Origin of the sequence: Actinomyces provencensis (assembly GCF_900155435.1) — a bacterium.
In the GTDB taxonomy this organism is placed as follows: domain Bacteria; phylum Actinomycetota; class Actinomycetes; order Actinomycetales; family Actinomycetaceae; genus Pauljensenia; species Pauljensenia provencensis.
In genome coordinates this window covers 925,694-948,096 of record NZ_LT700212.1, presented here as the reverse complement: position 1 = coordinate 948,096, position 22,403 = coordinate 925,694, and the positions used below count along the sequence as shown (strand labels likewise).

At 68.6% G+C, this 22,403-nt stretch carries 22 protein-coding genes and 1 tRNA gene; 8 read left to right on the top strand and 15 right to left on the bottom strand.

Going from position 1 to position 22,403, the window contains the following annotated elements; translation table 11 throughout:
- Positions 1–4: 4 nt before the first annotated feature.
- From scpB to cmk, 4 genes are all read left to right on the top strand, one after another.
- Positions 5–559 (top strand): SMC-Scp complex subunit ScpB, encoded by a 555-nt coding sequence (gene scpB / locus BQ9890_RS04115; protein ID WP_075892695.1) that lies wholly within the window; start codon positions 5–7, stop codon positions 557–559.
- Positions 556–1,305, top strand: a complete 750-nt coding sequence (locus tag BQ9890_RS04110; protein WP_075889570.1) for a pseudouridine synthase — start codon at positions 556–558, stop codon at positions 1,303–1,305. The genes scpB and BQ9890_RS04110 overlap by 4 nt, the downstream gene beginning before the upstream one ends.
- Positions 1,306–1,315: 10 nt before the next feature.
- Positions 1,316–2,476: a prephenate dehydrogenase gene (locus BQ9890_RS04105; protein ID WP_230297812.1), complete on the top strand. Its 1,161-nt coding sequence runs from the start codon at positions 1,316–1,318 to the stop codon at positions 2,474–2,476.
- Between the two features lie 120 nt (positions 2,477–2,596).
- A complete protein-coding gene (gene cmk, locus BQ9890_RS04100) occupies positions 2,597–3,328 on the top strand; it encodes a (d)CMP kinase (protein ID WP_075889566.1) in 732 nt (243 codons plus the stop codon).
- Positions 3,329–3,561: 233 nt separating this feature from the next.
- Here the strand turns inward: cmk and BQ9890_RS04095 are convergent, their stop codons facing one another.
- Entirely contained in the window at positions 3,562–4,578 is a 1,017-nt protein-coding gene (locus BQ9890_RS04095; protein WP_075889564.1) for an aldo/keto reductase family protein, read from the bottom strand.
- A 272-nt stretch (positions 4,579–4,850) separates the two neighbouring features.
- Between BQ9890_RS04095 and BQ9890_RS04090 the strand changes: the two genes are divergently transcribed.
- Positions 4,851–4,924 (top strand) — tRNA-Pro (locus BQ9890_RS04090).
- Between the two features lie 234 nt (positions 4,925–5,158).
- Here BQ9890_RS04090 and BQ9890_RS04085 read toward each other — a convergent pair.
- The 11 genes from BQ9890_RS04085 to BQ9890_RS04035 all read right to left on the bottom strand — a co-directional run bounded on the left by BQ9890_RS04085 (position 5,159) and on the right by BQ9890_RS04035 (position 16,117).
- Positions 5,159–6,349 carry a tyrosine-type recombinase/integrase gene (locus BQ9890_RS04085; protein WP_075889562.1) on the bottom strand — a complete coding sequence of 397 codons (1,191 nt, stop codon included), beginning with the start codon at positions 6,347–6,349 and terminating at the stop codon, positions 5,159–5,161.
- A complete protein-coding gene (locus BQ9890_RS04080; protein ID WP_075889560.1) occupies positions 6,342–6,554 on the bottom strand; it encodes a helix-turn-helix domain-containing protein in 213 nt (70 codons plus the stop codon). The genes BQ9890_RS04085 and BQ9890_RS04080 overlap by 8 nt, the downstream gene beginning before the upstream one ends.
- Positions 6,538–7,137, bottom strand: coding sequence for a hypothetical protein (locus tag BQ9890_RS04075; RefSeq protein WP_075889558.1), 600 nt, complete (start codon positions 7,135–7,137; stop codon positions 6,538–6,540). The genes BQ9890_RS04080 and BQ9890_RS04075 overlap by 17 nt, the downstream gene beginning before the upstream one ends.
- 10 nt (positions 7,138–7,147) lie before the next feature.
- Positions 7,148–7,624 carry a single-stranded DNA-binding protein gene (locus BQ9890_RS04070; protein WP_075889556.1) on the bottom strand — a complete coding sequence of 159 codons (477 nt, stop codon included), beginning with the start codon at positions 7,622–7,624 and terminating at the stop codon, positions 7,148–7,150.
- Positions 7,625–7,704: 80 nt separating this feature from the next.
- Complete coding sequence (locus tag BQ9890_RS04065; protein WP_075889554.1) at positions 7,705–9,492, bottom strand: type IV secretory system conjugative DNA transfer family protein; 1,788 nt, start codon at positions 9,490–9,492, stop codon at positions 7,705–7,707.
- Positions 9,489–10,067: a hypothetical protein gene (locus BQ9890_RS04060; protein WP_075889552.1), complete on the bottom strand. Its 579-nt coding sequence runs from the start codon at positions 10,065–10,067 to the stop codon at positions 9,489–9,491. Before BQ9890_RS04060 ends, BQ9890_RS04065 begins: the two co-directional genes overlap by 4 nt.
- Positions 10,064–11,557 carry an ATP-binding protein gene (locus BQ9890_RS04055; RefSeq protein ID WP_075889550.1) on the bottom strand — a complete coding sequence of 498 codons (1,494 nt, stop codon included), beginning with the start codon at positions 11,555–11,557 and terminating at the stop codon, positions 10,064–10,066. The genes BQ9890_RS04060 and BQ9890_RS04055 overlap by 4 nt, the downstream gene beginning before the upstream one ends.
- Complete coding sequence (locus BQ9890_RS16140) at positions 11,554–12,771, bottom strand: hypothetical protein (RefSeq protein WP_230297811.1); 1,218 nt, start codon at positions 12,769–12,771, stop codon at positions 11,554–11,556. Before BQ9890_RS16140 ends, BQ9890_RS04055 begins: the two co-directional genes overlap by 4 nt.
- A gap of 86 nt (positions 12,772–12,857) precedes the next feature.
- Positions 12,858–14,330, bottom strand: a complete 1,473-nt coding sequence (locus BQ9890_RS04045) for an SCO6880 family protein (RefSeq protein WP_075889548.1) — start codon at positions 14,328–14,330, stop codon at positions 12,858–12,860.
- A gap of 6 nt (positions 14,331–14,336) precedes the next feature.
- Complete coding sequence (locus tag BQ9890_RS04040; RefSeq protein ID WP_230298044.1) at positions 14,337–15,725, bottom strand: conjugal transfer protein TrbL; 1,389 nt, start codon at positions 15,723–15,725, stop codon at positions 14,337–14,339.
- A 71-nt stretch (positions 15,726–15,796) separates the two neighbouring features.
- Positions 15,797–16,117, bottom strand: coding sequence for a DUF6112 family protein (locus BQ9890_RS04035; protein WP_075889544.1), 321 nt, complete (start codon positions 16,115–16,117; stop codon positions 15,797–15,799).
- 99 nt (positions 16,118–16,216) lie between these two features.
- On the opposite strand from BQ9890_RS04035, the gene BQ9890_RS04030 reads away from it, so the two are divergent.
- Both BQ9890_RS04030 and BQ9890_RS04025 read left to right on the top strand, forming a co-directional pair.
- Positions 16,217–17,140: a hypothetical protein gene (locus BQ9890_RS04030; RefSeq protein ID WP_143226232.1), complete on the top strand. Its 924-nt coding sequence runs from the start codon at positions 16,217–16,219 to the stop codon at positions 17,138–17,140.
- Between the two features lie 116 nt (positions 17,141–17,256).
- Positions 17,257–18,285 (top strand): IS630 family transposase, encoded by a 1,029-nt coding sequence (locus BQ9890_RS04025; protein WP_075888578.1) that lies wholly within the window; start codon positions 17,257–17,259, stop codon positions 18,283–18,285.
- 500 nt (positions 18,286–18,785) lie between these two features.
- Here the strand turns inward: BQ9890_RS04025 and BQ9890_RS04020 are convergent, their stop codons facing one another.
- Complete coding sequence (locus BQ9890_RS04020) at positions 18,786–19,046, bottom strand: DUF6112 family protein (protein WP_456047827.1); 261 nt, start codon at positions 19,044–19,046, stop codon at positions 18,786–18,788.
- Positions 19,047–19,269: 223 nt separating this feature from the next.
- On the opposite strand from BQ9890_RS04020, the gene BQ9890_RS04015 reads away from it, so the two are divergent.
- Positions 19,270–20,001, top strand: coding sequence for a DUF899 domain-containing protein (locus tag BQ9890_RS04015; protein WP_075889538.1), 732 nt, complete (start codon positions 19,270–19,272; stop codon positions 19,999–20,001).
- 8 nt (positions 20,002–20,009) lie between these two features.
- On the opposite strand, the gene BQ9890_RS04010 is transcribed toward BQ9890_RS04015, so the two are convergent.
- Both BQ9890_RS04010 and BQ9890_RS04005 read right to left on the bottom strand, forming a co-directional pair.
- Positions 20,010–21,662 carry a M23 family metallopeptidase gene (locus BQ9890_RS04010; protein ID WP_407638868.1) on the bottom strand — a complete coding sequence of 551 codons (1,653 nt, stop codon included), beginning with the start codon at positions 21,660–21,662 and terminating at the stop codon, positions 20,010–20,012.
- 17 nt (positions 21,663–21,679) lie between these two features.
- Complete coding sequence (locus tag BQ9890_RS04005) at positions 21,680–22,390, bottom strand: hypothetical protein (protein WP_075889534.1); 711 nt, start codon at positions 22,388–22,390, stop codon at positions 21,680–21,682.
- Positions 22,391–22,403 lie beyond the last annotated feature (13 nt).

Below are 22,403 nucleotides of genomic sequence, written 5' to 3'. Positions count from 1 at the left end.
CAGCCTGTTCGCCCCGCTGGAGGCCGTGCTGATGGTGGTGGACCACCCGGTGCCGGCTGCCGAACTCGCCGGGGCGCTGGGGGTGGACCCCGCCCTCGTCGAGGACGCACTGCACGCCCTGTCCCGGGAGTACCGGGGGGAGGGCGGACGTGCCCACGGCTTCGACCTGCGGGAGGTGGCCGGGGGATGGCGCATCTACTCCGCTCCCGCCTGGGCGGACGTCGTGGGGCGCTTCGTGGTGGGCGCCGACACCTCACGCCTGAGCCAGGCCGCCCTGGAGACCCTGGCGGTCATCGCCTACCGCCAACCCACCACCAGGTCGCGCATCTCGCACGTGCGTGGGGTGAACGTGGACGCCGTGGTGCGTACCCTTGTGGCCAGGGGTCTCATCGAGGAGGTCGGGGAGACCGACTCGGGAGCGCGACTGTACGGCACCACCGGGTACTTCCTGGAACGCATGGGCTTCGACTCGCTGGACGACCTGGCGCCGCTGGCCCCCTACCTGCCCGCGAGCGATGAGCTCGACGGGCTCGCACATGACCTGGAGGAGACACTGTGAGGAACGACCCGCACGTCCATGACGGCATCCGACTGCAGAAGGTGCTGTCACAGGCCGGGATCGCCTCGCGCCGCGCCGCCGAGGAGATGATCTCCGACGGCCGCGTCCAGGTCGACGGCAAGGTGGTGCGGACGCTCGGCATCCGCGTCGACCCGACCCGCCAGGTGATCCACGTCGACGGTGACCGCGTGATCACCGACGAGACCAAGCACGTCGTGCTCGCCCTCAACAAGCCCGTCGGCATGGTCTCCACCATGGACGACCCCGAGGGCCGCCCGGACCTCACCGACATCGTCGGGGACTACCCCGAGCGCCTGTACCACGTGGGTCGCCTCGACATCGACACCTCGGGCCTCCTCCTGCTCACCAATGACGGGGAGCTCGCCAACAGGTTGACCCACCCCTCCTACGAGGTCCCCAAGACCTATGTCGCCCGCGTCCACGGGGAGGTCAAGCCCGGTGTGCGCCGCGCCCTGCTCCAGGGCATCGAGCTGGAGGACGGGCCGATCAGCGTCGACCACTTCCGCGTCATGGAGACCTTCGGGGACGTCACCACCGTCGAGCTCACCGTGCACGAGGGCCGCAACCGCCTGGTGCGACGCCTCATGGAGGAGGTCGGCTACCCGGTGCGCGAGCTGGTGCGCACCCAGCTGGGCCCCATCCACCTGGACCACCTCCAACCCGGTACCACACGACGCGTCAAGGGGAACGCCCTCGTCGCCCTCTACGGCTGCGTGGGGTTGTGAGGCAGCCGTGGTGACGCGCGCACCGCTGCGTCCGGTCGCCACCACCGGCCCCGTGCTGGTGGTGGGCACCGGTCTGCTCGGGACCTCGGTGGGACTGGCGCTGAGCGCCGCCGGGGTGGACGTCCTGCTCTCCGACTCCTCTCCCACCTCCCAGAGGCTGGCCGTGGACGTCGGTGCAGGGCGTCCCGTGGCACACATGGGGACGGAGGCACCCCGTCTCGTCGTCGTCGCCACACCTCCTGACGTCGCCGGCGCCTGCGTGGTCGACGCCCTGGTCCACTACCCCGGATCAGTGGTCACGGATGTCGCCTCCGTGAAGTCGGCCGTGGTGCGCGACGTGCTGCACGAGGCCGAACTCACGGACGACCCCGGCGTGGCCGCCCGCTACGTGGGCTCCCACCCGATGGCGGGGCGCGAGCGCTCCGGTGCGGGAGCAGCCGATGCCGACCTCTTCACCGGTCGGCCCTGGGTGGTCGTGCCGCACGAGGGCTCCGCACCGGAGGCGGAACTGGCAGTGCGCACCCTCGCCACGGACCTGGGAGCGGTTCCGCTCCAGATGGACGCCGACACCCACGACCGTTCCGTGGCACTCGTGTCGCACGTGCCCCAACTGGTCTCCTCCCTCCTGGCGGCGCGCCTCGCCGAGGCACCGAGCGTCGCCCTGGGTCTCGCGGGTCAGGGACTGCGCGACACCACGCGCATCGCCGCCTCCGATCCCCGTCTGTGGACGGCCATCCTGGCCGGCAACGCAGCACCGGTCGTGGAGACCCTGGACGCCCTGCGCGGCGATCTCGACGACCTGGTGGTCCACCTGCACGCCGCAGCGGAACAGGGCCCCCTGGAAGGCGGTTCCGTGGGAGCCATCAACAGGGTGATGGAGGCCGGCAACCGGGGAGTGGCACGCATCCCCGGCAAGCACGGTGGCGCCCCCCAGCGCTTCTCCGAGGTCGAGGTGCTCGTCCCGGACGAACCCGGCGAGCTCGGTCGACTCTTCTCGGAGCTGGGCGAGATCGGGGTCAACATCGAGGACCTCACCCTGGACCACTCCGCCGGGCAGCGCGTGGGCGTGGCGCGGCTCATGGTGGACCCGGCGCGTGCCCGCGACGCCGAGGTGGAGCTCGAGCGACGTGGGTGGCGCATCATCGCCCACACCACCTCCGAGGGCAGCTGAGCGGCCGCGCCCGTCGGGGAACGGACCGGGCGGGAGTGAGGGAGGGGCGCTGCCCCGTCCCCACGGCACACGAGGACACGGCGGCCGCAGGGGCCGCGACGTACGAGGAAGGACCACGCAGTGGACCAGGAGAGACGCAGGGAACTCATCGCCCGGGTGGGGATCACCATCGGCGTGGACGGTCCCGCAGGATCGGGGAAGTCGACCGTCTCCAAGCGGGTGGCCCTGGACCTCGGAATCGGCTACCTGGACACCGGTGCCATGTACCGGGCCCTCACCTGGTTCGTGCTGGACCGCGGCATCGACCTGGGTGACCAGGACGCGGTGGCGGCAGCCGCGGACTCCCTGCCCCTGGAGATGGACTCCCACCCCCTGGATCCCCACGTGGTCGTCGGTGGTGTCGAGATCACCCGTGAGATCCGCACCCCACGCATCTCCGAGGCGGTCACGGCAGTGTCCACGAACATCCCGGTCCGCCACTGGATGGCGCGCGAGCAGCGCAGGCGCATGCTGGCCGCCCGGGAGGCCGGCTCCGGCATGATCGCGGAGGGTCGCGACATCACCACGGTCGTGTGCCCCGACGCGGACGTGCGTGTCCTGCTCCTGGCGGACCCGCAGGCGCGTCTGCGCCGCCGCACCCAGGAGCTCTACGGGGACCAGTCGGCCGAACACCTGGAGGCCACGAGGCGTCAGGTCGAGGACCGCGACGCCGCCGACTCCACGGTCTCGGAGTTCCTGGAGCCCGCACCCGGTGTGGACGTCATCGACTCCTCCGGTCTCGGGATCGACCAGGTCGTGGACGCCGTCCTCGCCCTCGTCGACCAGGACCTCACCGAGCGCACCCCCGCCTGACCTCCCCCTGCCGAAGTCCGCTCTGTTCGGGGCTCGAAGTCCGCTCTGTTCGGGGCTCGAAGTCCGCTCTGTTCGGGGCTCGAAGTCCGCCCTCCCTCGCGCGTGAGCCCGTCGTGCTCCGGCACGCAGGCGGAGCCGCCCGGCACCCCCACCATCGGAACGCAGCAGCGGGTGGCGTGCCCGGGTGCCCCACGGGGGAGGACCTGGCGCCCACGAGGGCGGCCCCGCCGGCCTCAGACCAGTCGGTGGCGCGGGGAGACCTTCTCCGTCTCGGCCGGGTCGGTGATCGCCACCGGTGCAAGGGCCTCGTCGATGGCGGCCATGGTCGCGCCGTCGAGCTCCACGCCGGAGGCACGGACGTTCTCGGCGACCTGCTCGGGGCGCGAGGCACCGATGAGTGCCGCGGCCACTGCGTCGTTGTGCAGCACCCACGCCAGCCCGAGCTGCGCCATTGTCAGCCCTTGCCCGGCGGCGATGGGCTCCAGGCGCTGGACGGCGAGCAGGATGTCCTCGGTGAGGAAACGCTCGATGAAGCGGCTGCCCCCACCCTTGTGGTCGGTGGCGCGCGACCCTTCCGGGACGGCCGCACCCGGGCGGTACTTGCCCGTGAGGACCCCCTGGGCCAACGGGGACCACACGATCTGGGAGATGCCCAGCTCGCGGCTGGTGGGGATGACCTCCCCCTCGATGACCCGCCACAGGGCGGAGTACTGGGGCTGGTTGGAGATCAGCTGGATCCCGAGGTCCTGGGCGAGCGCATGACCCGCTCGCAACTGATCCGCCGTCCACTCCGACACCCCGATGTAGAGGGCCTTGCCGGCGCGCACGACGTCGGCGAAGGCCTGCATCGTCTCCTCCAACGGCGTGTCGTGGTCGTAACGGTGGGCCTGGTAGAGGTCGACGTAGTCGGTGCGCAGGCGCTGCAGGGAGGCGTCGATGGACTCCATGATGTGCTTGCGTGAGAGCCCGGTGTCATTGGGGCCCTTCGGACCGGTGGGGAAGTACACCTTCGTGAAGACCTCCAGGGAGGCGCGCCGCTGACCGTGCAGGGCCTCACCGAGGATCGACTCGGCCGCGCCGTTCATGTAGGTGTCCGCGGTGTCGAATGTGGTGATTCCCGCGTCCAGGGCCGCCTGGACGACCTCCACGGCGCGGTCACGCCCGACCTGCCCGCCCGCCGTCACCCAGTTGCCGAGGGTGAGCTCGCTGATCCTGAGTCCTGAGTTGCCGAGGTACCTGTGGTTGATCATCTCCCGAGGCTATCGCGTCGCCGCGACCGGTGCCGCACGACTGCGAGCTGGTCCTCTGCCCTCCTCATCGCTCCCGGAGGGCACGGTGTTCCCCGTCCGGGCCGGGCATGTGGTCCAGCTCGCTCCTGGCGATTGGCACCCGGACGGGCAGGTGGGCTAGCATGTTCCAGTCGCCGCGGGAGCAGCGACGACGGGCTGTGGCGCAGTTTGGTAGCGTACTTGACTGGGGGTCAAGTGAGTTAGAGCAGCGGGACGGTCCGAAAACTAAACAACGGGATGTGGCGCAGCTTGGTAGCGCACTTGACTGGGGGTCAAGGGGTCGCAGGTTCAAATCCTGTCATCCCGACAAAAAGCCCTGGTGAGAGGCAACTTTCACCAGGGCTTCGTCGTATCTGGACGTGGTTACTGCCTGGTCCACTCGACCGATTCAGGTGATCTGCCCGCCGGTGAAGTGGACCACTCGCGTTCGGCGCCGACGCTGCTGGAGTGGACCAAGAGGTGCCCATGAGGTGGACCAACCTGCGGGCAGGGGGCTGCTCCGGCCCTATTTCGGGAGGGTCGGAGCGTCGGTTCTGGGTGCTCACAGGCGGGGTCCGTCGCGGCGGTTGGCGTCCTTCCTGGCGGGTGCTGTGGAGAGGAACTGGTTGGCTTGCCGGGCGGCTTCGGCAAGGTGCCGGTGGTCAGGGTGGAGGTAGCCCTTGGTGGTCTCGATCGACTGGTGCCCGAGGATCTCTTGGAGGACGTGCAGGGCGATGCCGGCGTCCGCCATCCAGGTCGCCCCGGTGTGGCGGAGGCCATGCCGGGTGAGGTTGCCGAATCCGAGGCGTTTGACGAGGTCATCCCAGTGGGTCGCGTCGCGGACGGTCGCGGTGGTTAGGACGCCTCCGCGGGGTCCGCGCAGGAGTGGGTCGTCGGGGCGCTTGCCGGCGGTGAGGCGTTCCAGGACGGGTTCGAGGGCGTCGAGCATCGGGACAGGGCGGTCTCTTCGGCCTTTGGTCTGTTTGATGACCAGGCCCCCGCGGCCGGGGTAGTGCTGGCGTCTGATCCAGACGATGTGGTTGTCCCAGTCCACGTCCCCTGCGCGGAGGCCCGCGACTTCGGAGCCGCGTGCGGCCAGGAGGGCTGCGAGCATGACGTGATCGGAGTATGACTGGTGCACCTGCGCGCACGCGCCTGCGAGCTTCCGCAGTGTGGCGAGGTCCGGGAGCGCGTATTGGCGCAGTGCCCCGGTGGTGTGGGTGACGTGCTTGCCGAGGTTGCGGCGAGCACGATGCTTGGCGGGGTTGATCGAGATGATGTCGTCGCGGACGGCCTCGTCCAAGACGCGCACGAGCGGGGCGATGGAGTTCTTGATCGTGGAGGCGGAGTGCTCGGCTTCCCAGGCGTCGATGGTGCGGTCGATCATCCCTGCGGTGATCTTCGTGACCCGCACGTGCCCGAGCGCGGGCAGCACGCGGAGCCGGAGCCCGGTGTCGTACAGCTCGGCGGTCGAGGTGGGGTCCAGGCCCCGTTGCCAGCGGTCGCCGATCGAGGCGGCGTACGCGGTGAGGGTGACGGTGGAGTCGGTGCCGGTCTCGGTGGCCTTGCGCATCTGATCGAAGAACTCCTCGACCTCCTCGGTGGTGCGGACGTGGCTGACCCGGCCCACACGTTTCTTGGTCGAGGGGTCGGTCCATCGCACGCGTGCGCGGAACCCGTCGACGCGGCGTTCGACGTCGGTGGTCAGCCGCACCCCGACCGGCGGCATGCGGTGTTTGCGGGGATCAGCCATGGGCGTTCTCCTGCTCGCGCACCCAGGCCCGCACTGAGACCGGGTTGTAGCGGGAGACGCCGCCGACCTGAAGGAAGGGCGGGCCGATGCGTTCGCGCCGCCAGCGCGAGAGGGTGGCCTGGGAGACGTTCAGGTACTGCGCGACCTCCCGGGCGCACCACAGCGGCTCGACGATGCCGACGCCGCGTTCAACTGGCTCGCTCATCGTGGTCACCTGTGGCCAGCTCGGCGTAGAAGGCGTCCTCGGCTTCCTGCCGCCTTGCGACGTCGGCGTTCACGAACGCCCGGAAGTCCTCGTCGCGGTCGGCGATCACGACGTCCTCGATCGCAGGTCCGGGGTCTTCACCGGGCCAGGAGGTCTGCCGGGTGGGGCGGTCGCGGTCCAGGCGTGTGCCGGAGGCGGCGACCCAGTCCCGCAGCCGGGCGCGGGTGTCGGCGAAGTCGCGGTGCCAGCCGCTGGGTGCGGACCCGTTCTGCTCGGGGTCGTAGGCGCACAGCCAGTGGATGTGCAGCGCGGAGAGCTCCCAGACCAGTTCGGAGTGACGGTGCCAGAACGGCGGCACCACCGTTGCGGTCAGGCCGTAGGTGTGGCGCAGCCAGGTCACCCACCGGTCCAGCTCGGCCAACTCCGCCGCGGCCTCCTCGGCGGTGAGCAGGTTCCAGTTCACCGGATGCGGCGGCTCGGCCACCAGGTCAGGGTCGACCTGTGGCCGTTCGTCGTAGTCGTCCTCGTCGAACTGGTCCGGTTCCGACTCGCCGAACTCCGGCGCCTCAGCGGTCGTTTCCATCGCCGGTTCCTCACAGTCCCAGCGACGTTGACGTGCTCGGCGCAGGCCGCCGTTCACCGGTCAGCTCGGGTGCCGCCCGGTCGACGGGCTCGCGAGCGGGGGCCTTTCGGTCCACGGTGGCCTCGGCGCGACGGCTGCGGTCGACCTCATAGGTGGTGCGGGCCAGGTCGTGGCCGATCTTCTTGGCGACGAACTCCTCGGTCTCGACGCTCTGCCCGTCGCGCTCGCTCGTGTAGGGGCGGACGTAGCCTTCGGCCACGAAGCTGTCGCCCTTGGCGAACCGCTCGTGGGCGCGCTCGGCGGTTGCCCGGAAAGCCACCATGTCGTGGAACGTGGGTTCCAGCCGCGTGAAGGTGCCGTCGTCCTCGCGGCGGAAGTGCTCCTGCCCGATCCGCGCGTAGAACCTCGCGTCGCCCTTCGAGGTCTCGGTGAGCTGCGGGTCCGAGGCGATGAACCCCGACAACGACTCCTGCGTGTGAATAGCCATGACAAGCGCCTTCCTGACATCGCACGGCCACCGGTTTCTGGGCCGCTCGTGTCAGGCAGGTGCACGACCGGCTCCCCGCGTCAGGTGGCCGCCGGGCGCCGCAGCAGTGCCTCGATGGCGGAGCGGTCCTTGCCGAGCTGGGTGGCGTCGGGGCGGGTGGGCCAGGCGCGTAGGTCGGTCACGATCGGTGGCGCGGAGCGCAGCAGGGTGACGCCGGTCCCGAACGGCAAGGTCCGGATGCGGTCCGGCGGCAGGATCGGCACCCGCCGCACGGAGCGCTGATTCGACCGGGTGCCGTGGTCGCCGAGGGTCACCGAGTCGGTGTATTCGTCGCGTTCGCCGATCAGCGCGCTGAGGTCTTGGAGGTCTCGGGAGTTGGAGGCGCCGCCGAGGATTATCTTGACGATGGAGGCGTCCCAGATGGCGCCGGCGGCGTTGTCGCCCCACTTCTCGCGGGCTTGGGCGAGGGATTGCAGGACAGGGAGGCAGGTGATGCCGGTGCCGCCGCCCTCGGCCATGAGCGTCGGCAGCGACGGCAGGGGGCTGAGGTTGCCGATCTCGTCCAGTGCGAGCAGCAGGGGCGGGTCGAGACGGGCGCCGGGTGAGCGGGCGGCGAGGCGGCGGGCGGCTTCCACGAGGTCTTCCACGAACGCCGCGACCAGGGCCGCGGACGCTCCGGCCCCTGCGCCGGTTGCGAGCAGATACAGCGTGCCGCGCTGGGTGAGGAAGGCTTCGGGGTCGAAGTCTTCGCCGGCTCGTGGGGTGACGGCGTCCAGGACGCGCGGGTCGGCGAGTGCTCCGAGGGCGAGGGACACGCCTTGCCAGATGGAGTCGCGGGTCTTGGGGTCGGAGTCGATCATCGCCCCGAGGGAGTCGGCCCATCCGGTGGCGGCGTTGGGGTGGTTGGTGAGGACGGCGACGGCTTCGGCGGCGATGGAGGGGTCCAGGGTCCACCGGAACAGCTCGGCCGGCGGCCGGTGGTCGAGGGCGGCGGCGTGCAGCAGCGCTTGCAGCGCGGTGCGTGTCTTGCCTTCCCAGAACCCGCCGGACTCGACACCGCCGGAGGACAGTCCGGTGGCAGAGGCGAGGCCGGTGGCGCGGATCATCGCCGTCAGCGGATCTTCACACCCGCGCACCGGGGACCACCGCAGACCGGAGGGGACGCCTTCGGCGAGGTGCTGGGGATCGAACACCCCCACCGGCCGACCGTCGCGCTGCCGGGCTTTCAGGGTGGCGGTGAGGTTGTCCGGCCGCGTCGAGGTGGTGACCACCGCACCGGGCGCATCCAAGATGGCGTTGATGACCACGTGCAGGCCCTTGCCCGAGCGTGGCGGCCCGAGCAGCAGGATCGAGTCTTCCACCGAAGCCCAGACTTGTTTGCCGTGGCTGGTGCCGAGCAGGTAGCCCACATCTGCCGGTGCGGGAGCCTCTAGGGAGGGGCGGAGTGTGCTGGCGCGGCGTAGCAGCGCCTTCCTGGAGGCGGTGTTGGCGACCTCATGCCCGGTGGCGGTGCCGGCGAGGCGGCGGGGGTCGGTCTCGGCCTTGCGGGTGTGGCGGCGCAGCCGCACCCACACCCACCCGCCACCGGTACAGACACCGGCGAGCAGGACGGCGGTGACGATCCAGTAGACGACGGGGTTCAGCCCGGTTGCGTCGAGGGCGGCGGCGGGATCGGCGGGGTTGAACAGCACCCCGAGCCCGGACGCCGGCCCCGCGGCGGGTGGGGCGGTGCCGGTGAGGAACGCGGCCACGCTGCCGGCGCCGCGTAGGACGAGCGCGACGCCGAACATCCCGACCAGGCCGATGAGGGCGGCGTTGGTCAGCTCGTCCCCGAACGACCCGGTCTGCCGACCCTGCGGGCTGCTCACGGCACCCGCCTGACCACAGTGGTGCCGGAGATGCGCCCATACAGCACCACCTCAACCGCACCGTCGGCCTCGGGCAGCACGGCGTCGAGTCGCCGCTGGTCGAGCAGGGCGCGCGCCGCCCCGGCACCGGTGGCATCGGTGTGGGAGACGATGACGGCGACAGCGATGTCCTCGCCCGGCACGAACCCCTCCCCGCTGACCTCGACCAGGACGGGACGTGGGGTGTGCTTGGTGCGGCGTGACCGGCGGGTCCCCGGCGCGGCCGTGTCGTCATCGGTTGGTGGGGGTGGGGTGGGTTTGCGGGAGCGGATGAGGTCGGTGAACACAGTCCCGTCGACCTCGCGGACCTCGATCCGCACGGCGATGGTGCGGTCCTTGGTCACCGCGTCCAGCAGCGGCCCGAAGGTGCCCCGTGTCCACTCCGAGCCCGCGGCAGGTGGCGGGAACGGCGTGCCGTCGACGGTGACGTCCAGGGCGCCGTTCTCGGTGACGGTGATGACGACGTGGGGCAGCACCACCGGTGTCTCGTTGGGCTGCTGGGAGGTGGTGCGGTGCAGCGGGTTGCGGCCACTCATGACTGACCGCCCAGGTAGCGGGCATCGGTCCGGAACAGTTCCAGCTCGACGGGATGGAGTTGGTGCTGCGAGATGAAGCTCCTGGACTTGATCTTCCACAGCCCCTGCCCAACTCCCAGGGTGGGGAGGAGCTTCTGTTCGGTCCCGGTCAGCCCGAGCGCGGCGGCGGTCGGGCCGAGCTGGTCGGATTCCTGCCGGTAGACGATCCGAGTCTCCGCATTGGCGAGCAGGCTGTTGGCGAGAGACCGCATCGCGGAGCCCTGGTCGCCGACGTTGTCGAGGTCGGTGAGCTTGTGGAAGATCAGCATGTTCGCGATGCCGTAATGCCTTGCCAGCCGCCAGTGGGCGTCCATCCGCCTGAGCAGGGCGGGGTGGGACATGAGGCGCCAGGCTTCGTCGTAGATCACCCACCGTTGCCCGCCGTTCGGGTCCAGCAGCGCCGACTCCATCCACGCCGACGAACAGGTCATCAGCACTGAAATCAGGGTGCTGTTCTCGGTCACCCGCGACAGGTCGAGGCTGATCATCGGTAGCGACGGGTCGAAGGCGACGGTGGACGGTCCGTCGAAGAGGCCGCCGAGGTCGCCGGCGACGAGGCGGCGTAGGGCGTGGCCGACGAGTCGCCCGTCTTCGGCCAGTCGCCCGTCGTCATCGTCGTCGTGGGTGGGGTTGAGGATGTGGTCGACCACGGTGGGCAGGATCGGCACGTCGTTCTCCCGCACCGTCGCGGTCAGGGCGAGGTCGATGGCGGTGTGCTCCAACGGCGTCAACCCGCGTGCCAGGACGGTCTCGGCGAGGGCACCGATCAGGTCACGACGGCGTGAGGCGACGGTGGAGGCCCATTGCTCATCCGAGAGGCCGGAGGGCCGGTGGCCTTCATCTAGAGGGTTCAGCCTTGTGCGAAGTCCGTGGCCCAAGACGATCGCCCGGCCGCCGACCGCTTCGGCGACGGCGGTGTGCTCACCCTTCGGGTCGCCGGGGACGTAGACGCGGCGGCCGAACGGCAAGCTGCGGGTGTAGAGGGACTTGGCGAGGGAGGACTTTCCGGAGCCGACGATCCCGGCCAGAACGATGTTGGGTGCGGTGATGATGCCTCGGGCGTAGAGCACCCAGGGGTCGTAGACGAACGATCCGCCGGAGTAGAGGTCCTGGCCGACGAACACCCCATCACTCCCGAGGCCGCCTTCGGCGACGAACGGGTACGCCCCGGCAAGGGTCGCGGACGTGTCTTGATGGCGGGGCAGTCGGAACCGTCCCGGTGACCGGAGCGCGGCCGGTCCGGGTTCGCCGGCGGCGGGCAGGTAGGTTGTTGCGCGGCGTTCGGCCTTCTCGGCTTCGGCCTTCGCTCGCGCCGCCTGCTTCTCGGCTGCGCGTTGTTCGGCTTGGAGGCGGGCGGCGGCCTGTCGGCGTTGCTTGCGCAGCCGGCGTCGTTCGGCGGCGGGAGCGACCAGGACGGAGGTGTGCAGCCGCTCGGGCTCACTCTCGTTCATAGCGAGAGTCCTCGGGACTGCTTGACCGCGGCGGCGCCGGGGTGCTCGAACCAGGACGGATCGGGTGCCCTGTGCGACCGTTCGGACGGCGCCTGCTGCTTCGGTGCCGGCTCGGGTGTGGGGGTACCGATCCCGGCGATCGCCTCGCGCGTCGGCTCCACGGCGGGGTCGTCGAGGGCGTCGGCTGGCGGGGTGTGGTGCTCGCGGAGGAGGCTGACGTGTCCGGCGAAGGGGTTGTAGGTGAGGGTGTAGCCGTCCTGGCCGGTGACGACTCGGTCCAGGGCTCCGGTCGGGGGCTCGTCGTAGACGTAGCCGTTCTCCAGTGCCGCCTGGGTGGTCTCCTCCCCGTAGTCGTAGCCGGCCAAGTGTTCGATCGCCGCCGCGGTGCCGTCGCGGTCGATCAGGTCCAGCACTTTGTCGGCTTCCTCGCCTTGGAGGAACACCACGCTGATCCACCGCCCGGCCGGCCGGGACGCCTCGGCTGGAGCCGTCTGCTCGGTCGGTTCGGTGAGTTCGGTGAGTGTGTCGGCGTTGGTGCGGGCGGCCTCTGCCGCCCAGCCGGGGAACAGGCCCGCGTGCTCGGGCTCGCTGTCGGGGTTGTCGAGGGCGTACTGGCGGGCCTCACCGGCGGCGGAGAGGAAGGTAGCGAGGTCGCGGATCGCGTGGCCGGGGTCGATGGGCTGGCCGGCGCCGGTGAACAGGTCCCGGCCCTCCAGCTCCTGCCCGGTGGTGGTGTCAGTGATCCGGTAGGCGTAGCGCTGGTGCTCACCCACCGGGGCGTCGGGCCAGACCGTCAGCCTCAGAGTCCCTGCCGACACCGCGGTGGTACGCGCGGGAGAGTCCTGGTCGAGCCCGGTCTGTGCGGGTTCGGGGTACCAGGCGATGCGCCCGGAGTGGGAGAACGCGGCGTTGAGGTGGTCGTGGGCCTGGTTGAGCAGGGTGCCGGCCTGGTGCAGCTCGTCGGCGGCGCCGAGCGCGGAGCGGTCTCCGGCGAGGTGGTCGCCGTCATCGTGGTGTGCCCGGTCTCGGTGAGCGAGGTGGGTGGCGGCGAGCTGGTCGAGTACCTGCCGCAGTGACCGCATGGTCGCGGTGAGGTCGCCGAACACGGTGTAGGTGTCGGCCGGGTCATCGAACACACGGGATGCGTGGGCGAGACCTCGCATCGCCTCGGATACTTCGGCGGCATCGGCGAGTGGGTCGTGGAACGTGGGCATGACAGCCTCCCTGGACGCGGGCGAGCACCCCCGCGATTCGGAGGCCACCGGTCAGGTGCGCCACGTCTCCCACGCACGGGCCGGGGTCAGATGCGGCGGCAGAGCGGGAGGGCGGCGGCGGTGAACGCGGCGGCTTGCTGGCCGACGAGGAGGCGGGTCTCGCAGGAGGCTTGGATGGCGGCCTGTTCGATCGCCGCCACGCCCGCGTCGAGTTCTTCCACGGTGGGGGCGGAGACGCTGATGAGGCCGGTGTAGCGCAGGACGCCGTGGCCGGCGGTGAGGTCGGCTTCCTGTTGGAGCACGTCGTGGTACTCGGCGGTCTGGGCGGCGTCCTCGATCTGTCCGATCTTGGCTCGCTGCGCTTGGTCGGAGATGTGTTCGACCTTCTTCTTGCGGATGTCACGGGCGGCAGCGTCGGAGCGCATCGGCGTGCACAGCAACGAGAAGCTGCGCTGGATGCCCGTGGAGAGGAGGACCGGGGACAGGAACCCCGGATACACCAGCGACCGCGGCCACTCGGAGACCCACAGCACCGCATGGTGCGCCGAGTCGGTGCGCAGCCGCGACCAGGACTCGTTGACCGCGACCGGGCCGGCGGTGGCGAGGGACTGGCCGAGCTGGCCGTGGCGCTCGAGAGTGGCGGCGATCGCCGGGTCATACGCGCTGCGGAGGATCACCGCGATCTGCCCCGGTGTGAGCCATCCCGAGGGTGCCAGGTCGGCGGAGCGGAGGGCAGCGATCAGGGTGTTCATCTCTTGCCGCAGTACCGCGGCCGCGCCACGCAGGCCGCCGCTGGCGGTCCTGATCTGCCGTGCGCTGGCGTTCATGTCCAGCGCCAGCGACAGGGTGGTCGCGTGTCGCTCGCCGGCCGGTCCGGCCCGGTCGATCAGCTCGGCGTAGGTGGTCGCGGCCCAGGTGTCGTCGGCGGTGCCGTGGCTGGCCCACCATTCCGCGAGTCCGGTGCCGGAGTCCGGCAGCGTCCGTTCCAGCACCTGCAAGGTCGCGATGCGGCCGGATCGGCAGACGGTGGCGAGGACGCGGCCCCAGGAGGTGACGCGTCGTTCTTGCTCGCCGGGATCGAGGAGCACGAACGCGGGATGCGTGACCTCGCAGACCACGGTCAGCGTGTTGGCGGTGGGGTCGTGGATCATTCCGGCCCCGGTTTCGGGGTCGGTGTATTCCCGCAACCGCGCCTGGTCGCCGGGTAGCGCGAGTGTCCCTACCGGTCGGGGCTTGACCACCCGGCGTCGGTAGAGGAGCTGGCCGCCGGTGGTGCGCCACAGCCACCAGCACGCGACCGGTAGCCACTCCACCGCCGGACGGCCCGCCACCGGTATCCACGTCATGCAGGCCGCTACGACCCAGATGGGGGCGGTGTAGGCGAGCAGGATGCCGCCGCCTGCGTAAAGCGCGCCGACGATGGAGAGGATGCCGATGGCGAGGGTGATGAGCTGCGCCAGCGACAGCCCCAGGAGCACGCCGCGGCGGGTGAGGCGGGAGAACTTCACCGGCACCAGCTCGCCCGACGACGCGGCGGGTTCGTTCTGCTTTGCGGACATGGCGGCTCACTCCTTTCCGGTCGGCTTCGGCGCCGGCGGCGGTGGTTGCTTCGGCGGACGCGACTCCGGCGCCGATGGGCCTGCCGAGGGTGTCTGTGGTGCCGGGGTCGAGGGCGGGGGTGCCTGGGCGGGCGGCGGGGTGGTGCCGGTCTGGCCCGCGGAGTCGGCGGCGCTCTCGCCCTGGTTACCGAGGGTCTTGCCGGCCTTGGGACCGGCGGTGGCGGCGTCTTTGGCGACTTTCGCGGCCACCACCGCGGCCGCGGCTGGGCCAGCCGCCGCACCCGCGCCGGCCCCAGCGCCCGCTCCGGCCCCGCCACCGGCACCGGCTCCTGCGGAGCTGCCGGCGGCGGTCTTGCCGCCTGCGCCGGCGGTGCCGCTGGAGGACGCTGGTGCAGGGTTCTTCGGCTCCGGCGGTTTCTTCCCACCGCCCCCGTCGCCTCCACCGTCGTTGCCGTCGAGGACCTTCTTCGGCTCGCTACCGCCGTTGCCGCCGGGCTTGGAGGGGACCGGGACGGGACGGTTGAGGGCGTTCTTGGCGTCCTGTTCGGAGCCGATGGCGTGGTACATGTCGAACCCGACGAACGCGATGAACTTGTACGTCAGATAGGGCGCGAACGCGGCCATCGCCATGAGCACGATTCCCGCGATCGGGTCGGCCACCGAGGCCAGGTCCCCGTCGATCGGCGCACTGACCTGGGTGATGGCGACGAGGAACATCACGACCAGGACGAGCTTGGAGCAGATGAGGGCGATGACGAACATGGCCCACTTGCTGATCCACCCCCGGCTGGCGTCCCACGATGCGCCGGAGAACGCCAGCGGGGCGAATACGATCGCCACCAGCAGCAGCGCCTTGCGCACCAGCAGGCTCAGCCAGACGATCGCGGCGGCGGCGATGGCGAGGCCGGCGAGGAAGATCGTGATGATCGCCCCGACGCCGGGGGCGGCGATGTTGATGCCGACCAGGCCGGCGGCGAGCAGGGCGATCTTGTCGCCCATGCTCTCGGTGGTCTCCCCGGCGGCCTGGATGATCCCGACGCAGAGCTGGTCGACGATCTCCAACAACAAGGCGGTCAGCGTGATGACCACGAACGACCCCAGCACGGACTTCGCCAACCCCAACGCGGCGCGGGAGAGTGCGGTGGGGTCGCGGCGGATGAGGCCGGTGATGAGCTGGAGGCAGAAGAAGATCAGCATCACGAATACGGCGATGCCGAAGAGGATGTTGTAGACCGCCACGTACTCGTCGCTGGTGACATCCACGAGGGTGGTGGTGTCGAACACCGCCCACACGGCCTCGAACAGCCACCCGGCCGCAGCGCCCATCGCTTGGGCCAGCCAGTCGAACGGCGCCGCCACCAGACTGGCCGCACCTTCACCGACCGCGTCACACACGGAGGAGATGACAGGGACGTCGCAGACACCCATCACAAGACCCGCTTTCCTTGCTCGATCGCGTGGGCGGGTCAGACCTGCTGGCCGACGTTCCAGAAGAAGTTGATGAGCGTCACCGACGCCCCGCAGATGACGGCGGCGCCGCAGGAGACGAGGACGCCGACCTTCCCCCGGCCCGCGAGGTGGGGGTTGGAGGAGTTGGCGCCGAAGCCCCACACGATCGCGGAGATGATGAGGGCGAGGACGGAGAGGATGAGGCCGACCGTCATGACGGCGCCGACGATGGTCCGCAGCTGCGCGATGCCGGGCAGGCCATCAGAGTTGGGGTCGATGTTGATGTCCATCGGCACCACGACGGGTGCGGCGAGGAGGACGGTGGCGAGGTCGAACACGATGGGCTCCTTCTGCTGATGGACCGGCACTTGCCGGACTTGCCAGCCAGGTGCACCGCATGCCCACGGCGTGCCGAGGGCCCCGCCTAAGATCGGGGGATGAGGGGAAGCGCCAAGACAGTGAAGCCCCTAGTGATGTATGTCGTGCACGCGAAGGGCGCGAATCGGATCAGCTACCTGAGTGCCGAGAAGATCAGCGAAGCGTTCGACAAGGAATCCACGCCGACTGTGGGTTCCCTCTGCGCCATCGTCCGCGAGGGAGATGAAGAACTCGGCCCCGGGGAGTTCCTGATCGGTTTGGCTGTCACGCGCGGGGTCGCAGGGATTGCGAGCGGAACGCTACGTGCGACCTTGTCGCCAATCCTCCGCCTACTCTCACCTCTCGATCTCGGGCAGTTGCGAGAGCAGGCAGTCTCGATACCGTCGATGCCGCAACATTTCTACGCCCGCCGACTTGACGGCCCTACAGCTAGGGCTCTCCTGGAATATCTCAGGCAGTTCGATCCGACGGTCGACCCCTGGCTGGACTCAGTGTTCAGAGAACCGCGCACGTTCAATGATGACGTGCAGCAGTCGAGAGTCGAGGCACGAGACGCCGTCCTGTTGGCTTCGCAGATTGCCGAAGTTCCGCTCCCTGCAGATGCCTTTAGCGAGCCACCCAGCGTGGAGGAGAAAGAGACTCTCCTCGACACCGTGCTGAACGCTGGTTACGAACGAGATATGGAAGAGGAACTGCTGCCGCTTGATATTCAGCGCTTCGATGGCAAGCTCATCGCCAACCAACGAGCGGCGAGCCTTGCGGTGTTCGAGGACCGAGACGGACAGCGGAAGCTACTGGTCATGTCCGTCAACAAGAAGCCCATCGAGGAAGAACTCGGCGTCGACCTCCTCTACTGGGACCAAGCGCACGACGCCTTCACCTTCGTCCAGTACAAGAGGCTCGAACGCGTCGACAGTGGCGACGGAAGCGGCACCTACGAGTGGGCCTATCGGCGTAAGAATGAGATCGAGAAGCAGTTATAGCGGGAACAGAACGAGTTCTGATGGTTCAGAATTGCCTGTCGATATTTCGCGATCGTAATCCGGACACGCTTTGGTGATAACGCCAAAATGTGTGAGCGGGCCCGTAGAATTACGCTATGGGAAAGATTGAGGTGACGGTGGAAGAATGGGATATTCTTCTTGACCACAAGAGACACGGGCCGACGGTCTTGATGCGTGAGAAGGCTGAGGCAATGCTCATGCTCGCCGAAGGTGCAGGCATTGATTTCGTTGCTCGCATTGTCGGACGTCAGCCCTCCACGGTCAATCAGTGGAAGAGGGACTTTGGGGAGTGTCGGTTGGCGTCCATCCATGACTTCAAGTTGGGGAACCTGAATGCTTCCAAGCTGACTGTCTCCCAACGGGAGGAAGTCATGGAGGTCCTGTCCCAACCACCCTCCCCGGACTTGGTGCCGAGTGGGTTTTGGACGGTGCCTGCACTGAGCGCGTGGGTCAGTGACCGCTTCGAGGTGACCTACGACAGTGACACGTCCTTGGTGTTCCTCCTCCACCAAGCAGGCTTGTCCTTCCATGGTGTGGAAGCGTTCGACAAGCGCCGGGCCAGCGACGATGTGATTGAGGTGCGCATGGGGGAGATCCAGGCGGAGCTCGCTGAGGACCTCGCCGACCCTGAGGTGATTGTGGTGGCAGCAGATGAGGTCCGCCTTGAGCACGAGGCGATCACGCGGCGGGCATGGTACAAGCGGGGTGAGAAGACGAAGCTGAAGGTCGACCGTCAGCGTCAGGCCCAGTCCTACATCGGGTTCCTCGACCAGAAGACGGGTAGCGTGCACCTGGAAGCAGTCGAGTGGCAAAACAGTGACACCATCATCACTGCGCTCACCAGTTTCGCACTCCACCACAAGGGCCACAAGATCACCATCGTGTGGGACAATGCAGGCTGGCACAAGTCGAAGAAACTCCGCCATGAACTCGCCACCAACCAGACGCTGGCCGGTATTCACTTGATCAACATGCCGCCCTACGCTCCCGACCACAATCCCATCGAACACGTCTGGGCAGAAGCCAAGGCCCAGATCTCCAACCTCCAACGCGACACGTTCGAACAGACCCGCCACGCGTTCGAAACATTCATCACCGGAAACACATTCCCCTACAAACTGTAAGAACTCGTTCTGTTCACGCTATAGGCCTCATGCCAAGAGGTCGTGAGATCCCAAAGAGCGCGGCAGACTGGCGAGCATTCGAGACACCATTCTGGTTCAAGTTCGTGCGTGGAGACGCTGGTCGTAAACTCGACGGACAGACGCTTAAAGGCATGTACGTCTCCGTTGACTGGATACGACTAGCCATGACTGATTCCACATTCAAAGTCGGGCCCCGAGAAGGCTTCCGAGTTACCTACAGGAATGCGAAGTACCTAGGGCGGAAGGCCTTCACTCAACTCATCTCGCGTGGATTCGTCGGAACAGCGAGTACGCGTTCCAAGGCATTCAGAAAAGCGATGGAGAAGCTCGGATCTGACCGGGAACTGATCATCGCGATCAGGACGGAGTGGCAAGAAGACACTGAATCCGAGTCAGCAGCGGCGTTTCCCGACACTTCCTCGACAGGGCTCCCGTTCTAGGAACATCCTCTATGGCGGAGCGTAGTGAGCCTGCGATGTCTAAATCTGGTCGCCCAGAGCGATCAGCCAGTTCATCCACGCGACCCCGCCGCCTGCGAGCGCGGCGGTGCCGAGGGCGACGAGGATGCCGGTGCGAGCTTTGGAAGCGGTGGCGTGGTTGCCGTGCGCGGAGGCGACAGCCCAGATGATCGCCGACACGATCAGCATGAGTACGGCGATGATGAGTACGAAGGTGAGGAGAGCGCCGATGACCTCGCGCAGCTCACCGATCCCACCGAGGCCCTCGAAATCGGGGAACACGTCCATCACGACTCAGCTCTCAACCGGCGCAGGCAAGTATTCAAAGCGTTCGAAATCCATGCCTGTCAGGTGCGCATGGTGGTGTCCCGCATGGGCAGTGAGGTGCCGGCTGTGGTCGTCATCAGATGCACGGTGCGCCGGTTAATTCGCACGTGGTTGTGTCGTGGCCGGGACAGGTTGCGCTGTGCCCAGATACTCTGGACGCTACTGAGAGGAGGACCCGATGGTTGACGCTCCGTCCACATCCGGGCCCATCACGTGGCCCGAGATCGTCAATGAAGACCAGTGGCGGCAGCGGTTGCAGGAGTTGCTCCTCAAAGAGAAGGAACTGACTGCGGCCCGCGATGCGCTGGCGGCCCAACGCCGCCGCATGCCGATGACGCGCGTGCACCACGACTATTCCTTCGAAGGTCCAGACGGCCGGCTCGACCTGCTGGAGATGTTCGAGGGCCGCCATCAGCTCATCGTGTACCGATTCTTCTACGCACCCGATGTGGAGAACTGGCCCGAGGGGGCCTGCTCGGGATGTTCCCTGTTGGCCGACAGCCTGGTTCATCCCGCGCATCTGAACGCACGCGACACGACGTTCGCGATGGTCTCGACCGCATCGCAAGACCTCATCGCTCGGTACCGAGCCCGGATGGGTTGGCATGGCGTGCCCTGGTACACCATGGTCGACAGCGACTTCGAGCAGGACTTCGACGTGCCGGAGTTCTTCGGGTTCAATGTCTTCGTCCGCGACCACGACCAGGTGTACCGCAGCTACTTCACCAACGCACGAGCCGTGGAGACCCTCGGCCCACTCTTCCCCCTGCTGGATCTCACACCGCTTGGACGCCAGGAGAGCTGGGAAGACAGCCCTGCCGGGCGACCCCAGGGCGAGCCATATGTGTGGTGGGACCTTCACGACCAGTACAGCGATGCCCACCCCAGCGGTCACTGCTGCGCCCACTGATACGACCGTCAGTTGGCCCGGACGGTGACGTGCAGGTGGTCGTAGTGGCCGCCGGTGACGTCGCCGGGGTTGTGCATGCCGCCGCCGTCGTAGGGGCGCCACCCTTCGGCGTCGCGGGCCAGGGACCAGATGCGGCCGTCCCAGATCAGGTACTCCACGCCCAGGGCTTCGGCGTGGTCCTGCATCCAGTTGGTGACGTCCCAGCCGAGCTCGCGCTGTGCGGGGGTGGGGTGCTGGCCGATGGCGTTGCCGAAGGTGCCGTCGCATGCTCGTCCGAGGGGGTGTTCGGAGCTGGTGCCGGGGCGGGGTGAGTAGCAGGCCCAGGAGGTGTCGGGGAACGCGGCGATGGTCTGCTGGTAGAGGTGGAGCATGCGGGCGGTGATCTGGCCGTCGCTGGTGGGGTCGTCGACCATCTGGTTCGGGTCGCCGTCGTACGGTTGCGGCGCCTGACCGGGAGTGTCGGTGTCGGGGTCGCAGTCCTGGCCGGGTGTGCCGGTCTCGGGTTCGGGCAGGTCGGCCGCGTCATGGCTGTTGAGCCAGGCGGCGGGGTCGGTGTGCTCACCATCGGTGCCGCCGAGGCGGACCTCGAAATGCAGGTGCGGGCCGGTGGAGTTGCCCGAGGAGCCGATGTCGCCGATGTGCTGCCCGGCGGTCACGGTGTCGCCGGTTTGGACGTGGATGCCGTGCTCCCACATGTGCGCGTATGCCGTGGCGACGGTCTGCCCGTAGATGGTGTGCTCGATGACGATGAGCCCGCCGTACCCGCCACTGAACTCCGCGACCGTGACCACGCCATCGGCGGCGGCGAGGAGCGGGGTGCCGTCGGGGGCGGCGAAGTCGGTGCCGGTGTGGAAGGAGTCCTGTCCGGTGATGGGATGCGCCCGCGGCCCGTACTCGCTGGTGAGCACCCAGGTGCCCTCCGGGACCGGGAATACCACCCGCGACGACTCCGGCCCGGCTGCCTGTGCGACCGGAACGACTCCGTCGTCACTCGCCTCGCTGGCGCCGGCTGTCGTGGTGGTGAGGGTGGCAAGGATGTTCTCGGCGACCGGCTCGTAGTTGCGGTACCGGTCCGGGTAGGCGGACACTTCGACGGCTTGGGCGGCCTCGCCCTTGTCCATCTGTTCCCAGCCGGGGATGTCCAACAGGCCCCGCGGGCTCGGGTGGTTGGGTCCGGTGGGGCCGCCGAAGAACGCCTGCGCCTGGTAGACGGGGTCCATCAGCTCGGCGACGGTGCCCCAGCCGGACTGGGGCCGCATCTGGAACAGGCCCAACGAGTCGTGGTCGGAGCCGTCGCCGTCGTTGGGGTAGTTCGCGCTCTCGGGGTAGGCGGAGGTGTTGGAGAGCATCCGCAGGGTGGATTCGGTGAGCGCGGCCATCAACGCGATGACGAGGCCGTCGCGGGTCACTCCGTCGATGCCGGAGCCGGTCTCGATGATCGTGGCGGCGTGGGTGAGCTGTTGCCGGTTGAGGGTGAACGTCTCGCCGTTGGCGGTGGTGACTTCCAGCTCGTCAGGGACGTCTCCGACCGTGACCCCTCCGTTGACGGTGCAGGTGACGGTCGCGGTGGCGGCGGGGTTCATCAGCACCCCGACCGACAGCAACGCCAGGGCGGGTCCGAAGAACACCAGGAACAGCGCGGCGACCGTGACCTTCTTCAACACGAGCGATCACCCCGTTATCGCAGGGGGTTGTCGAGCTGGGACAGCCGCAGCAGATGGCAGGTGTCGTACGTCGGGGCGCAGACGATGAAGACGGTGAACGCCACCGGATGCTCGGAGGTCACCTGCTCGTTGTTCCAGACGCCTTCGCGGTGGCGGGTGCCCTCGATCGTGTAGGCGGTGGTGCCTTCGGCGAGCTGGCTGGGTTGGGCCTGTTCCACCGCCGTGTCCCACGCCTCGGGGACGAAGGCGTCCTCGATGGTCAGGTGCTGGGCGGTGGCGTACTGGCGCAGCTCCAGCCAGGCTTCCCGCGAGGGGAGGTAGGCGGCGACATCGGAGGCGAGGCCGGCCTGCTCTGCGCCGGAGGGGTCACCCACAGCGAGGACCACCGAGCTGTAGTCCAGCGGCATCAAGCCCGAGGCGGTGTCCCACGCGAACAACGCCGTGGCGACGTTGCGGGCAAAGGTCTCCGGGTCGTCCGACGCCTCGACCTCCGGCAGGGCTGGGAGGGACGGGGTTCCGGTTGGGGCCGGGTCGCCAGGAGAGGTGACCACCGGTCCCGGCCGCGTGCCGCCGTCATGGTCAGGGTCGCGATCGCTCGTGGGGGGTCCGGTCAGGAGGCCGTAGACGCCGACCCCGGCCAGCACCACGATCACCACCAGTGCAGCGACCAGGGCGATGAACCGGCGACGGGAACGAGCATCGGACGAGGCCAAGGGAGTCTTCATACCCGACAGGTGC